Annotated in this window: 8 protein-coding genes; 3 read left to right on the top strand and 5 right to left on the bottom strand. The window is 71.4% G+C overall.

The features are described 5' to 3' along the window. Positions 1-868 precede the first annotated feature (868 nt). The 3 genes from J3486_RS09110 (at position 869) to J3486_RS09100 (ending at position 3483) form a co-directional block, all read left to right on the top strand. Entirely contained in the window at positions 869-1594 is a 726-nt protein-coding gene (locus tag J3486_RS09110) for an alpha/beta fold hydrolase (protein ID WP_207819641.1), read from the top strand. 104 nt (positions 1595-1698) lie between these two features. Next, positions 1699-2274: a Dps family protein gene (locus J3486_RS09105; protein WP_207819640.1), complete on the top strand. Its 576-nt coding sequence runs from the start codon at positions 1699-1701 to the stop codon at positions 2272-2274. 219 nt (positions 2275-2493) lie between these two features. Continuing rightward, positions 2494-3483, top strand: coding sequence for a helix-turn-helix domain-containing protein (locus tag J3486_RS09100; protein ID WP_229377686.1), 990 nt, complete (start codon positions 2494-2496; stop codon positions 3481-3483). Between the two features lie 16 nt (positions 3484-3499). Here J3486_RS09100 and J3486_RS09095 read toward each other — a convergent pair whose 3' ends face one another. From J3486_RS09095 to J3486_RS09075, 5 genes are all read right to left on the bottom strand, one after another. Next, entirely contained in the window at positions 3500-5833 is a 2334-nt protein-coding gene (locus tag J3486_RS09095) for a helix-turn-helix domain-containing protein (protein WP_207819638.1), read from the bottom strand. Positions 5834-5938: 105 nt separating this feature from the next. Then, positions 5939-7390 carry an endo-1,4-beta-xylanase gene (locus J3486_RS09090; RefSeq protein WP_207819637.1) on the bottom strand — a complete coding sequence of 484 codons (1452 nt, stop codon included), beginning with the start codon at positions 7388-7390 and terminating at the stop codon, positions 5939-5941. Between the two features lie 47 nt (positions 7391-7437). Next, positions 7438-8964: a non-reducing end alpha-L-arabinofuranosidase family hydrolase gene (locus tag J3486_RS09085; RefSeq protein WP_207819636.1), complete on the bottom strand. Its 1527-nt coding sequence runs from the start codon at positions 8962-8964 to the stop codon at positions 7438-7440. Positions 8965-9034: 70 nt separating this feature from the next. Beyond that, positions 9035-10657 (bottom strand): glycoside hydrolase 43 family protein, encoded by a 1623-nt coding sequence (locus J3486_RS09080; RefSeq protein WP_207819635.1) that lies wholly within the window; start codon positions 10655-10657, stop codon positions 9035-9037. Between the two features lie 659 nt (positions 10658-11316). Next, positions 11317-12714: a sulfatase-like hydrolase/transferase gene (locus J3486_RS09075; protein WP_207819634.1), complete on the bottom strand. Its 1398-nt coding sequence runs from the start codon at positions 12712-12714 to the stop codon at positions 11317-11319. Between the last annotated feature and the right edge of the window lie 34 nt (positions 12715-12748).

Here is a 12748-nt window from a genome sequence, read left to right as displayed (position 1 = left end):
CCCGCGCGACGTCCGACCGGATCGCCGGGTCGTGACGCCCCCCCGCACGGCGTCCGACCACGCTGGCGGACCTCACGGCCCGCGCGACGTCCGACCGGATCGCCGGGTCGTGACGCCCCCACACGGCGTCCGACCACGCTGGCGGACCTCACGGCCCGGGCTCGCCGTACGGTCTCACCGTCCGGTCTCAGCGTCCGGTTTTGTTGTCCGGGGTCGCCGACCGGCCGCATCGGTCGGCCACATCGGCCGGGCACATGAACCGGGCGCGCTGTCCGGTCTTGTTGTCCGGGCGTGCTGGCGGACCTCACGGTCCGGGCTAGCCGTCCGGCCGAACCGTTCGGCCGAACGGACCGGCCACATCGGCCGGGCTCGCCATGCGGCCACATGGGCCGGCAACATCGGCCGGGCTCGCCGTCCGGTCTTGTTGTCCGGGCGTGCTGGCGGACCTCACGGTCCGGGCCAGTCGTCCGGCCGAAACGGACCGGCCACATCGGCCGGGCTCGCCGTCCGGTCTTGTTGTCCGGGCGTGCTGGCGGACCTCACGGTCCGGGCTAGCCGTCCCGCCGAACCGTTCGGCCGAACGGACCGGCCACATCGACCGGGCTCGCCGTCCGGTCTTGTTGTCCGGCCGTGCTGGCGGACCTCACCGCCCGGGCTAGCCGTCCGGCCGAACCGTCCGGCCAAAACCGACCGGCCACACCGTCCGATCAACACCGTCGGCCCACGTCGCCCGGCCGCCGTCGCCCGGGTGTGCCGGGCTGTCGGCTTCCGTCCTGTCCCACCACACCGCGGACCTTCCGGTGCCGCGGACCGCGTCGCCGGTCCGCTTGCTCCGAATGCGGTGCCCCCTATCAAGGAGTGATCCTCAATGTCCGGCTCCACAGCCACCCCCACCGTCGTCCTCGTCCACGGCGCCTTCGCCGACGCGACGAGCTGGTCCGGTGTCATCGCCGAGCTCCAGCGCCACGACATTCCCGTGATCGCCCCGCCCAACCCGCTGCGCGGACTCGCTTCCGATGCCGCCTACGTGGCGTCGGTCGCCGCACAGATCGACGGCCCCGTCGTCCTCGTCGGACACTCCTACGGCGGCGCGCTCATCACCGTGGCCGGCGCCACCGAGAACGTCGTCGGCCTCGTCTACGTGGCCGCGTACGTGCCCGACGAGGGCGAGAGCCTCGGTGAGCTCCAGGGCCGGTACCCGCTGTCCCCGCTGGTGAGCAACCTGAAGGAGTGGACCTACCCCGTCGAGGGCGGCGACCCCGCTGTCGAGGTCACGATCGCCGCCGACGCCTTCCCCGCGATCTTCGCCGCCGACGTGCCGGCCGAGGTCACCGAGGTCCTGGCCGTGGCCCAACGCCCGCTCGCCGCCTCCGTGTTCGAGGAGAAGGCCACCGCCGCCGCGTGGCGGACCAAGCCGTCCTGGGCCCTCGTGGCCGGCGCGGACGAGGCCATCAACCCCGAGGTCGAGCGGTTCGGCGCCGAGCGCGCCAAGGCGAACGTCGTCGAGCTCGACGGGGCCTCGCACGCCGTCGCCGTCTCCCGGCCCGCCGAGGTCGCCCACCTGATCCGCGAGGCTGTCCGCGCGACGGCCTGACCTCTCGGCCCCGGTCCCGGGCCGGGAGTGCGCCCCGCACCCCCGGCCCGGCCCGCTCGTACCCGTACCACCAGGCACACCCCAACGACCGCAGGAGGCGGACCATGACCAACGAAACGGCACGGCCGAGCAGCCAGCCCCGGCTGCACCAGAAGGGCGAGATCATCCAGGAGTTCGGGACCGTCAAGCAGTTCCCGCTCGGCCTCTCCTACGACGCCCGCATGTACTCCTGCCAGCGCCTCAACAAGGTTCTGGCCGACACACAGATCCTCTACGGCCTCTACAAGAAGCACCACTGGCTGATGCGCGGGGCGACCTTCTACCAGCTCCATCTCGTGCTGGACAAGCACGCGGGGGAACAGCTCGACCTCGTCGACACCCTCGCCGAGCGGGTCCAGACCCTGGGCGGCGTCGCGGTCGGTGACCCCCGGCACGTCGCAGAACTCACCTCGATCCCGCGGCCCCCGGACGGCGTGGAGGAGGTCCCGGCGATGCTCTCGCGCCTCCTGGAGGCCCATGAGTCCATCCTGGTCGACGCGCACGAGGCGGCGGCCCGCGCGGCCGACGCGGGGGACGACGGCACCAACGACCTGCTGGTCTCCCAGGTGATCAGGACCGGCGAGCTGCAGACCTGGTTCCTGGCCGAGCACCTCGTCGACACCCCTCTGGTACGCGCCTGACGGACCCACCGGCAAGGATCCGGCCAGAATCCGGCAAGGACCGGGGCGAGCCGGGACGAGCCGGGGAAGAGCCGGGAAAGAGGACGTAACGAATTCTTCCTCCGGTTCTGCCTGGTCCTTCCGCGGCCTGGGTGATGACATCGTTCTGTCGGCGACGGGATCGGGCCCGTGAGCCGGCCACGATGTACAGGGGGCCAGGTGTCGGACGTCCTTTCCACCATGTCACTGTCGGCTGCGGACCGGGCGGAGAGCTGGCGCGACGTGGTGTCGCGCGCGTTCGTCCCGCTCGATGTCGAACTGCTGGGGGAGGAAGCGCGGCCGGGCCGGATCACCGGCGAACGGCTCGGCGCGATGCGGGTGATCGACGTCCAGGGCGGTCCGCAGGTGGCACGGCGCAGCAAGCGCCTGATCGCGCGGGACGGTCTTGAGGTCGTCATCCTCTCCTTCCAGCACCGGGGCACCGCGGTCAAGGAGCAGAACGGGCGGGAGTCCGTGGTCGGACCGGGCGAGTTCTCCCTCTCCGACGCCTCCCGGTTGCTGCGCAAGCAGGTCCGGGAGGAGTTCCGGTTCACGTCCTTCCAGTTCCCCCGCGAGGAACTCCGGGTCAGGGACCAGGACCTGCAGGCGGTGACCGCGACCACGTTCTCCGGCCGCGAGGGCACCGCCGCCGTCGTGGCGAACCACTTCGCGGGCGTGGCACGCGAGGCCGCGCGCTTCGACGCCCCCATGGGCCGGCAGATCGCCGCGACGGCCGTCGACCTGCTGGCGCTGCTCATCGACGAGCGCTGCGGCCGTCTCACCCCGCAGGCTCCGGAGACCGCAGCGGCGCATCTGGTCCGGGTCAAGGACCACATCCTGCGCCATCTGCCGGACCCGGGTCTCTCCCCGTCCGGCATCGCCGCCGCTCACCACATGTCGGTCCGCTACCTCCACAAGCTGTTCCAGTCGGAGGGGACCACGGTCGGCGGCTGGATCCGCAGCCGCCGCCTGGAGCGGTGCCGCCGCGACCTGCTCCGTTCCCCGGCCCTCGGCCTGGGGGTGGCGGCCGTCGGCCGGCGCTGGGGGTTCGTCAGCGCGAGCCACTTCAGCCGCGCGTTCCGCGAGGCCTACGGAGTGACGCCCCGGGAATGGCAGGCGCTGGGGGACACCGGGGCCGAGGGAGCCGCGGGGGACGCCGGTGACTCGGGGCGGGCGGCGGCGGGGTTCTGACCCGCACGCCGGCGCGTCACCAGGTGATCCGGGCGTCCGGGACCGGCAGCCCCGCGGCCAGCGCGTCGAGGCCCGCGCGGGCGTCGGCGGGCAGGTCGGGCGGGAGGCGCTCCTCCGACGCGAGCACGGCGCGGTACTCGTCGGCGGCCTCGGACGTCCGGCCGAGATGCGCGAGGCAGCGGGCCAGATACAGATGGACCCTGCCCGCCTGTAGATACCAGCCGCGGGGCGCGAACTGCTCCCGCACCTCGAACAGCGCGTCCGCCGCGCGCTGCCAGTCCTCCTGGCGCAGATGCACGTACGACACCGCGTACACGGCCGCGAGGATGCTGAAGTCCCGTACGCTGGGCGGGATCCGGTCGCTGTTGCGCGGGTCGGTGATGACCGCCATGACCCGCTCGTGGTTCTCCAGGGCCTCCTTCGGCCGGCCGACCACGTTCAGCACCCGCGTCATCCCGCCGGACACCGCCAGATAGCCGGTGATGTCGTCCGCCGCGTCGAACAGCTCCATGGCCAGCCGGTAGGGCTCGACGGCGTCGCCGAAGTCGCCCCGCACCGTCTTCAGCCAGCCGAGATAGTTGTACGCCCAGGCCCGCTGGACGATGTCCCCGGCCTGCTCCGCACGGGCCAGCGCGGACGTGGCCGACGCGACGGCCTCGTCGTAGCGGCCCTCGCACGCCTGGTACGCCCAGGCGAGGTAGTTGCGGTGGGTGGCCTCCAGGGCGGCGTCGTCCAGCGCCGCGGCGGCCGCGGCGGCACGCTCGTAGACCTCGACCCAGACGCCGGAGGACACCCAGTGGTCCGAGAACCAGTGCATGGCCTCGGCGAGTTCGGCGACCCGGCGGTGCTCGCCCTGCTCCGCGGCGTCGCGGAACGCCGCGATCCAGTTGTCCCGCTCGGTCTTGATCCAGCGCATCGCCTGCTCGCTGTCGTCGAGCGGGACGAGACGTCCCGGGTCGGGCGGCGGCGCACCGTAGCCCGGCTCGTGCCAGCGGCCCGCGAGAACGGCCGTGTCGAGCAGCCAGTGCCGCAGCCGGGTCCGTGCGGCCGACGCGATCTGTGCCCCGTCCTCGGCGCGCAGCCGTGCACCGGCGTACAGCCGCAGCAGGTCGTGGAAGCGGTAGCGGTCCTCGCGCGAGGTCATCAGCAGCCCCGCTTCCAGGAGTTCCTCCAGGACGTCCTCGGCGTCGTGCGGGGCGGCGCCCGCGAGCACGGCGGCCGGGGCCAGCGAGAAGTCCTGCCCCGGTACGAGCGACAGGAGCCGGAACATCCGGGCGGCCTCGGGGGCGAGACGTGAGTACGAAAGCCCGAACGCGGCGCCGACCCGCAGGTCGCCCGCGCTCAGCGCGTCCAGCCTGCGCTCCTCGTCGGCGAGCCGGTCCGCGAGCCGCCGCAGGCTCCAATTGCTGCGGGTGGCCGCCCAGTTGGCCGCCACCCGCAGGGCCAGCGGGAGATGACCGCACAGCTCGGTCACGGTGTCCGCGGCCACCGGCTCGGCGTCCACCCGCCCGGCACCGAGCACGGCGCGCAGCAGGGCGGCGGACTCCGCGTCCGACAGCGCACCCAGCTCGACGCGCCGGACCCCTTCGAGGCCGGCGAGCGTGCGCCGGCTCGTCACCACCACGAGCAGCCGCCCCTCACGCGGCAGCAGCGGTCTGATCTGCGCCTCGTCGGCCGCGTTGTCCAGGACCAGCACCGCGCGCAGCCCGGCCGCGACCGCGTGGTAGCGGGCCAGGTGCTCCTCGGCGCCGTGCTGGCTCAGCTCGCCGTCGCCGACGCCCCACGCGGCGAGCAGCCGCAGCACGGTCTCCTCCGTCGTGAGCGGCTGTGCCTCCAGACCGCGCATGTCCACCAGGAACGTCCCGTCGGGGGAGACCGGCCCCAGCTCCTCGGCCAGCCGCACCGCCAGGGTCGTCTTGCCGCTGCCGGGCGGGCCGGACACCACGGCCACGGGCGGCGCCGAGGTACCTTCGCGCGGCTCCTGCGCGGCCTCCTGCGCGAGGGTGCGCAGGGTGGTCAGCTCGCGGCCCCGGCCGACGAAGTCGCGTACGCCGCGGGGCAGCGCGAACGGGACGGCCTTGACCGGCTGCGGGCTCTGCGCGCCGACGCGGGCGGCACGGGCCGCGTTCAGCAGCTCCGTGTGCGCCGCCTGGCCGAGGCGCAGCCCCTGCGCGAGCGCGGTGACGGTGCCGCGGTGCGGGCGTCGGCTCCGGCCGCGCTCCATGTCCCCGATGGCCCGCCCCGAGACGCCCGACGCCTCGGCCAGCTCCTCGATCGTCAGCCGCCGTTCCTGCCGCAACGCCCGCAGCATCCGCCCGAACGGCGCCGCGTCCCCATCCTCATGGCCCATCACGTGATGATACGAAAGGAAACGAGCCGGTTCATCACTACCTGGCCCCCGCGCGGAAACCACGCGGGGGACCGGCAGGGCGGAGCCGGAGCCTGCTCCAGGACTCTAGGACGAAGCGGCCGCGGTGGTGCCGCTGAACGTCCACTTCTGGTTGGCGGCGTTCGCGCAGGTGTACAGCTGGATCTTCGTGCCGTTGGCGGTGCCGGCGCCGACCGCGTCCAGGCACAGCCCGGACTGGACTCCGGTGATGGTGCCGTCGGCGTTGATCCGCCACTTCTGGTTGTCGCCGCCCCAGCACGTGTAGATCTGCGCCGTGGCCCCGTTGCCCGTGCCCGCCGCGTCCAGGCACTTGTCGCCCATGATCCGCAACTCGCCCGCGGAGGTGTAGGTCCACTGCTGGTTGGCCGCGCCGGAGCAGTCCCACAGCTGGAGCTGCGTGCCGTCGGTGACGGACGAGTTCGGGTCGTCCAGACACCGTCCGGAACCGGTCCCCTTGATCTGGCCGGCGCCCGTCGCGGGAGGCGTCGTGGAGGAGCCGTTCAAGGTGTTCAGCGCCGCGGTGTACGCCGCCTTGGGGTTGCCGTTGTTGTCGAACAGCAGGGGGTTCTCACCGGTGCGCCAGGAGTCGCTGTCCCGGATGCCCCAGACGGTGACGCCGGTGCAGCGGGCGACGTTCAGGCAGGCCTGGACGGTGTTCGCGTACGCCGTGGCCGGAGCCTGCGCGATGTCGAGTTCGGTGATCTGGACGTCGACGCCGAGCGCCGCGAAGTTCGCCAGCGTGGTCTGGAAGCTCGCCGGCGGCCCGCTGGAGCTGAAGTGGCTCTGGAACCCGACGCAGTCGATCGGCACGCCCCGGGCCTTGAAGTCGCGCACCATGCGGTACACGCCCTGGGTCTTGGCGTCGCTCCAGTTCTCGATGTTGTAGTCGTTGTAGCAGAGCTTGGCGGCGGGGTCGGCGGTGCGCGCGGTGCGGAACGCCTCCTCGATGAAGCCGTCGCCGAGGACGTTCTGGAAGACCGAGGAGCGGTGTGCGCCGCTGGAGCCGTCGGCGAACGCCTCGTTGACGACGTCCCAGGCGTAGATCTTGCCCTGGTAGTGCGCCATCGTCTGGGTGATGTGGTTGTCCATCACGCTGCGCAGCGTCGTGGCGTCACCGATGGAGGAGACCCAGCTGGGCAGCTGGGAGTGCCAGACGAGGGTGTGCCCGCGCATCCGCTGGTCGTGCGCCTGCGCGTGGTTCATGATCTGGTCGCCGGGGCCGAAGTTGAACGAGCCGCGGGACGGTTCGACGGTGTCCCACTTCATCTCGTTCTCCGCGGTGATCATGTTGAACTCGCGGTCGAGAACGGTCGAGTACGTCGAGTCGCCGAGCTTGGACGCGGCGACGGCCGTGCCGAAGTAGCGGCCCGACTGCGCCGCGGCGGCCCCGAGTGAACTCGCCGCGGCGGCGGCCGGGGTGCTCGCGGCGCCGACGAATGCCAGGGTCGCGGTGACCGTCCATCCGACTGCCGCGAGCACCAGCCGCCGTGAGCGGCCGTGCCGGTTCCGTCTGGTCATGGGGTTCTCCTTCACATGGGGGGTGCGGGCCGTGGGGTGGTGCCGGGTCAGCAGGAGGAGTTGGACTGGGTCAACAGGCCCATCCGGTAGGGGAGTTGTGAGTAGTCCCCGCCGGAGCTCGGGTCGCGGCCCTGATACACGTACTGCAGATGGCAGGGGTCGATCGTCAGCGTCTGGTCGTTGCTCGCCCGGACCATCTCGCCGTGACTGATGTCGTTCGTCCAGGCGGAGCCGTTGAACGAGACGTTGGCCTTGCCGGCGAACGGGGCGCTCTCGGTGGTCGCCTGCGGGGACCAGGTACCGGTGAGGCTCGACGACGTCCAGGAGCGGAAGTAGCGTCCGTTCGCGCCGATCGCCTCGACGACGAGGAGGTACTGGCCGGTGCCGGACACCTTGTAGACGTTCGAGGCCTCGAAGAGCGCGTACTTGGAGTCCGTCATGACGATCTGGGTGTTGCCGAAGCCGTTCGGGAAGTTCGCGAGGCTGGTCTGCGCGCGGTACAGGTGGCCGTTGTCGTCGCTGAAGAACAGGTAGCAGTTCGACGTGTCGCAGATCGTCCAGAAGTCGATCCAGCCGCCGTTGCCCTTGTTCTGCGTCACGACCGCGGGCTCGGACGCGATGAACGTCTTCGGCGCCGACCAGGAGGACGGGTCGGAGGGGTCGGTCGTCGTCGAGTAGGTCGGCGGGCCGGTCTGGTAGACCATGTACCAGAGGGCCTGCGCGGAGTTGTAGAAGACCTGGGGCGCGGCGCGGTAGCCCGTCCCGATGCCCGAGGCGTCGAGGTAGTGCTGGGTGGCCGAGGCGGCGTCCGCCCACTTGTCGAAGCTGAAGTACTCCAGGTTCCAGCCGCCGGACGTGCTGGCCGTGGTGGCGTACACGTGGTACTTGCCGTTGTACCGGATGACCGAGAAGTCCTTGATCGAGGCGAGGCTGTGCGTGGCGTCCGACTGGGGCCCGGCCAGGACGCCGGTCGACACCCAGGACGGCGACGACGTCAGGGCGGTGGAGACGGTCGCGGTCCGCACCAACTGCCACTGCTGCGCCGCGGCTTGCGTGTCGGTGGCCTGAACGACCGCCGCACCGTCGGCGGTTGATGACCCCGACACACCGACGGCCTTGCCGCTGCCCCGCCCGATCAGCCGGACGTACCCGTCGGTGGAGTCGGCGAGCGTGAACCGCTGGTTGGTGCCGCCTGCGTCGTCCCACTGCTGGATGCGGGCGCCGTCGGCGGTGGACGCCCCGGCCACGTCGAGCACCTTGCCGGTGAAGCGGGAGCGGACCTCGTACGTCCCGTTGCCCGTGTCGACGAATCGCCATTGCTGCCAGGCGCCGTCGTTACGGGTGTACTGCTGCATGCCCGTGCCGTTGTCCGCGTTGCGGTCGGTGACGTCGAGCGCCTTGCCGCTGCCGCGGTTGACCAGGACGTACCAGGCGCCCGTGTCGACCGAGGCCGCCGACGCGGGGGCCGCGGTGAGTGCGAGGCACAGCCCGGCGAGCAGCGCCGCCACCGTGACGGCCACGGTCCCGCGTCGCCCGCGCCGCAGTCCTCTGTCTCCTCGTCTTCCTGCGGTCATGTGGTCCTCCTGATGTGGGGTGCAGGTGAACGTGCCGTCCCTGTCCGGCGGTTGGGGCTCGCGCGAGCGGTCAGGGAGCGGAGACCTCGACGCGCGTGACCCGTACGGAGCCGCCGAGCGAGCCGGTGGCGAAGTTGAAGAGGGCGTAGCGGTAGCCCATGAAGAACTGCCAGGCGTTGTTGAGGGTGAACGCGGTCCCGAGGGGGGTGAAGCGGGTGCCGTCGGTGCTGTAGGAGAACCGGGCGGTCCGGCCCGTGCCGGGCGTGATGTCCGCCGTGGCCCGCAGCCACACGCGGTCACCGGGCAGGCCGGCGCTCGCACGCACCGTGCCGGTGCCGGTGGTGTTCCAGTTGGCGTCCATGGTGAGTCCGTCGACCATCACCACTTGGGCGCCGCCCCCGTCCCGTACGACGCCGATGTACGCGGACGAGTCGCGCAACAGGGCGAGGCCGGCCCGGTCGCCGTCCCGCATCCCGGAGAAGTCCAGCAGCGCGGTCGCGGTGGAGGCCGGGCCGGGAACGCGGTGGGTGAGCGTGTTGCGGGCCCAGTACAGGTCGTCGGTGACGGTCGCGGTGCGCAGGGTGAGTCCGTCGCCCACCGACCACTTGCTGTCGTCGGGGTTGTGGTTCCACTCCCACCGGGGCGACAGCGACGTACCGGTGAACGCGTCGACGCCGGTCATCGGCTCCACCGCACGGTGCGGCGGAGGCGTGACGGGCAGCGGATACGAGCTGCCCCACGCGTCGTCGACGAGCCGCACGGTGGGCCAGCCCTCGGAGTTCCAGCTGACCGGCGCCAGTGCGGGGACCCGGCCGCCGGGGTAGGCGTCGACGAACGCCATGTAGTACCAGTCCCCGTGCCGCGTCCTGACCAGGCCGCCCTGGTGCGGCACGCCACCGCCGGGAATCGGCCCGGGCAGGTCGAGCAGCACCTCCCGCAGCGTGTACGGACCGAAGGGGCCGCTCGTCGACTTCAGGATGTACTGCCCGTTGGCCGGCCGGGTCAGGAAGATGTAGTAGTTCCCGTTGATCTTGTAGAAGCGGGAACCCTCCAGCGTGCCGACGCTCGACGGGGTGCTGAACACCTGCTGGGTACGCACCTGTTGACGCCCGTCCGCGGACAGCTGCGCCACGTGGATGGTGGTGTTCCCGTACGCCACGTAGAGCGTGTCGTCGGTGTCGACGAGCAGACCCGCGTCGTAGTACACGGCGTCGAGGGTGGCCAGCCGGGTCCAGGGCCCTTCGACGGCGCTCGCCGTATACAGATACGTCTTGGCGAAGTCGATCTGGCCCACCCAGTAGAACTTCTTGTCGGACGGCCGGTATCCCAGTGACGAGGCCCAGATGCCGCGGACGTAACCGCGGCCGCCGTCGAGGTCGTACTTCGCGCCGAAGTCCAGACGCGGCACCGAGTGGCCGGCCAGTTCCCAGTGCGCGAGGTCGTACGAGCGAAGGATCGGCGCTCCGGGCGAGTAGTGCATCGTCGACGCCGAGGCGTAGTACGTGTCGCCGACGCGGATGATGTCGATGTCCGCGAAGTCCTGCCAGAGCACCGGGTTGACGTAGGTGACCGCGCCCGGCCCGCGTCCTTTGCCCGGCACCGCGGCCTGCGCCTCACCTCCGCCGGCGACGGCGGACAGGACGCCTCCCGCACACAGGCCCGTGCCCGTCGCGAGCACGGAACGGCGATCCATCGGCCGGAACGATTCGTGGCGTGACCATGACATATCGAGAACGCTCCTTGCGGCGGGGGCGTGCGAGCGGACGGCGGGGCGGCGCGGGCGGTTCGATGTTTCGAACATGTGACGGCTGTTCGGACGCTAAGAATGCTGGGTGACTGCTGGGGTGCGTCAACCCCTCTGCACTGTTCGGCCTGAAGTCCGAGAAAGTTTCGGTGATTTCAATGAGCGAAGAGGGGCGCCCGGCTCATCGAGGGTGGGCCGAGGAGTCCGCGAAAACGGCATGTGAATGGCCTGACACCGCCCCCTCCGCCCGACCCTCTCCGCCTCGTCGCTCACCACTGAGACACCCGGCGACGCGACGCCCGCCCCGGCGACGCCCGTCCCGCGGCATGACTCTGCTGCGACAGTGATCGAAAATTTCGCCGAATCTTTCGGAGGCGATGGGTGGCAGCCCAACTGTTCCGCCTCGACGCCCTGGGGTTCGGGCCCCTCACGTCGAGCGGTTGCGCTCGGCAAACAGTGAGGTCCCCGCACGTGTGCAACGTGGGGGACCTCGAACCGAGGGCAGGGCCGGGCTTGACCATGCCTCGAAGGGCGCCTGTGGTGACATGCTGCGCTCATGCGACGGCCCATGGATCACGAGGGCCACGCGCTCGCGCCGCCCGAGGCCGTCAGCCCGGGTAGGGCAGCAGGGTTGCGTTCACCGTCTCCCAGCCGGCCTTCAGCTCGGCCAGCAACTGCGGCTGGTCCGAGGCCAGGTCGGCCTGTTCGCGGGCGTCGGCCGCGAGGTCGAAGAGGTGGTCTTTGCCGTCGGCGTCCCGGTAGTACTTGAGGTCGCCTCGTCTGAGCGCCCGGTTGCCGCGTACCCGCCAGAACAGGTCGCGTTCCGGCGGCTGTTCGCCGCGCAACAGATAGCCGGCCAGGCTCTGGCCGTCCAGCGGGTACGCCGGGTCGGGTCGGGCGCCGGCCACCTCCAGCAGGGTCGCGGTCCAGTCCGGCGTGTACACCGGGACATGGCTGACCTGCCGGCCGTCGACCCGGTCCGGCCAGCGCAGGATCGTCGGCACCCGGATGCCGCCCTCCAGCAGCGAGGCCTTTTCACCGCTGAGCGGCCACTGGTAGGAGAAGCGCTCACCGCCGTTGTCGGAGGAGAACACCACGATGGTGTTGTCCTCCTGCCCGGAGCGGCGCAGCGCGGCCAGCACCTGGCCGACGGCCCGGTCCAGGCTCTCGACCATCTCCGTGTACTTCGTCACCGAGCCGCCGTCGTTGTGCAGCAGTGCGCCGAGCGCGCTGCCGGCGCGGACCTTCGCGGCGATCTCCGCGCCGGTCTCCTCGTCGTCCTCGGTGAGCCAGGGCCAGTGCGGCGTGGTGAAGTTCAGGTTCAGCAGCCACGGCTGTTCGTGCCCCCGGCCGACATAATCCACGGCGCGCTCGGTCAGGACGGTCGTGTAGTAGCGCAGGTCCTTGTACTCGGCATCGCCCTCGTACAGGTCGTAGTCGCCGAGCTGGCCCAGCTTGGAGAAGTACTCGAGGGCTCCGCCGAAGTTGCCGAAGAACTCGTCCCAGCCGGACTTGGTCGGGCTGTAGTCGGGCAGCCAGCCGCAGTGCCACTTGCCGATCAGAGCGGTGGAGTACCCCGCCTTCTTCAGCAGCGAGGCGAGGGTCGGATGGCCGGGGTCCAGTCCCTGGCTGCGGTTGGCGATGGGCTCGGCGAGTCCGCCTTTGGTGCGGCCCGGGAAGCGGCCGGTGTACAGGCTGAACCGGGTCGGGGAGCAGGTCGCCGACCCGGAGTAGGCGTCGGTGAACCGCACGCCCTGTGCGGCGAGCCGGTCCAGGTTCGGGGTTCTGATGTGCGGGGCGCCGTAGACGGACAGGTCGGCCCAGCCGAGATCGTCGGCGAAGACGAAGAGGATGTTCGGCCGCCGGCCCCGGCCGGCATGTGCACGGGCGCGGAAGGGGCGCTCGGCGGGAGTGGATGCTTCGGCGGTAGCGGCCGTGCCTGCGACGGCCGTCGCGGCGCCGCCGCCGATCAGGCTGGTGAAGGCACGGCGGGATATTCCAGACATATGGGCTCCTCGGAGGCGGCCGTGTCCCAGGACG

It is taken from the genome of Streptomyces sp. VRA16 Mangrove soil (assembly GCF_017377775.1).
Classification (GTDB): domain Bacteria; phylum Actinomycetota; class Actinomycetes; order Streptomycetales; family Streptomycetaceae; genus Streptomyces.
The sequence above is the reverse complement of the archived record's forward strand: the minus strand, read 5'-3'. Positions and strand labels throughout refer to the sequence as shown.

What these genes read in the sequence shown, in the direction of transcription:
- J3486_RS09110 (WP_207819641.1), top strand. Translation starts at nt 869, where the DNA reads ATGTCCGGCTCCACAGCCACCCCCACCGTCGTCCTCGTCCACGGCGCC.
- J3486_RS09105 (WP_207819640.1), top strand. Translation starts at nt 1,699, where the DNA reads ATGACCAACGAAACGGCACGGCCGAGCAGCCAGCCCCGGCTGCACCAG.
- J3486_RS09100 (WP_229377686.1), top strand. Translation starts at nt 2,494, where the DNA reads ATGTCACTGTCGGCTGCGGACCGGGCGGAGAGCTGGCGCGACGTGGTG.
- J3486_RS09095 (WP_207819638.1), bottom strand. Translation starts at nt 5,833, where the DNA reads ATGGGCCATGAGGATGGGGACGCGGCGCCGTTCGGGCGGATGCTGCGG.
- J3486_RS09090 (WP_207819637.1), bottom strand. Translation starts at nt 7,390, where the DNA reads ATGACCAGACGGAACCGGCACGGCCGCTCACGGCGGCTGGTGCTCGCG.
- J3486_RS09085 (WP_207819636.1), bottom strand. Translation starts at nt 8,964, where the DNA reads ATGACCGCAGGAAGACGAGGAGACAGAGGACTGCGGCGCGGGCGACGC.
- J3486_RS09080 (WP_207819635.1), bottom strand. Translation starts at nt 10,657, where the DNA reads ATGGATCGCCGTTCCGTGCTCGCGACGGGCACGGGCCTGTGTGCGGGA.
- J3486_RS09075 (WP_207819634.1), bottom strand. Translation starts at nt 12,714, where the DNA reads ATGTCTGGAATATCCCGCCGTGCCTTCACCAGCCTGATCGGCGGCGGC.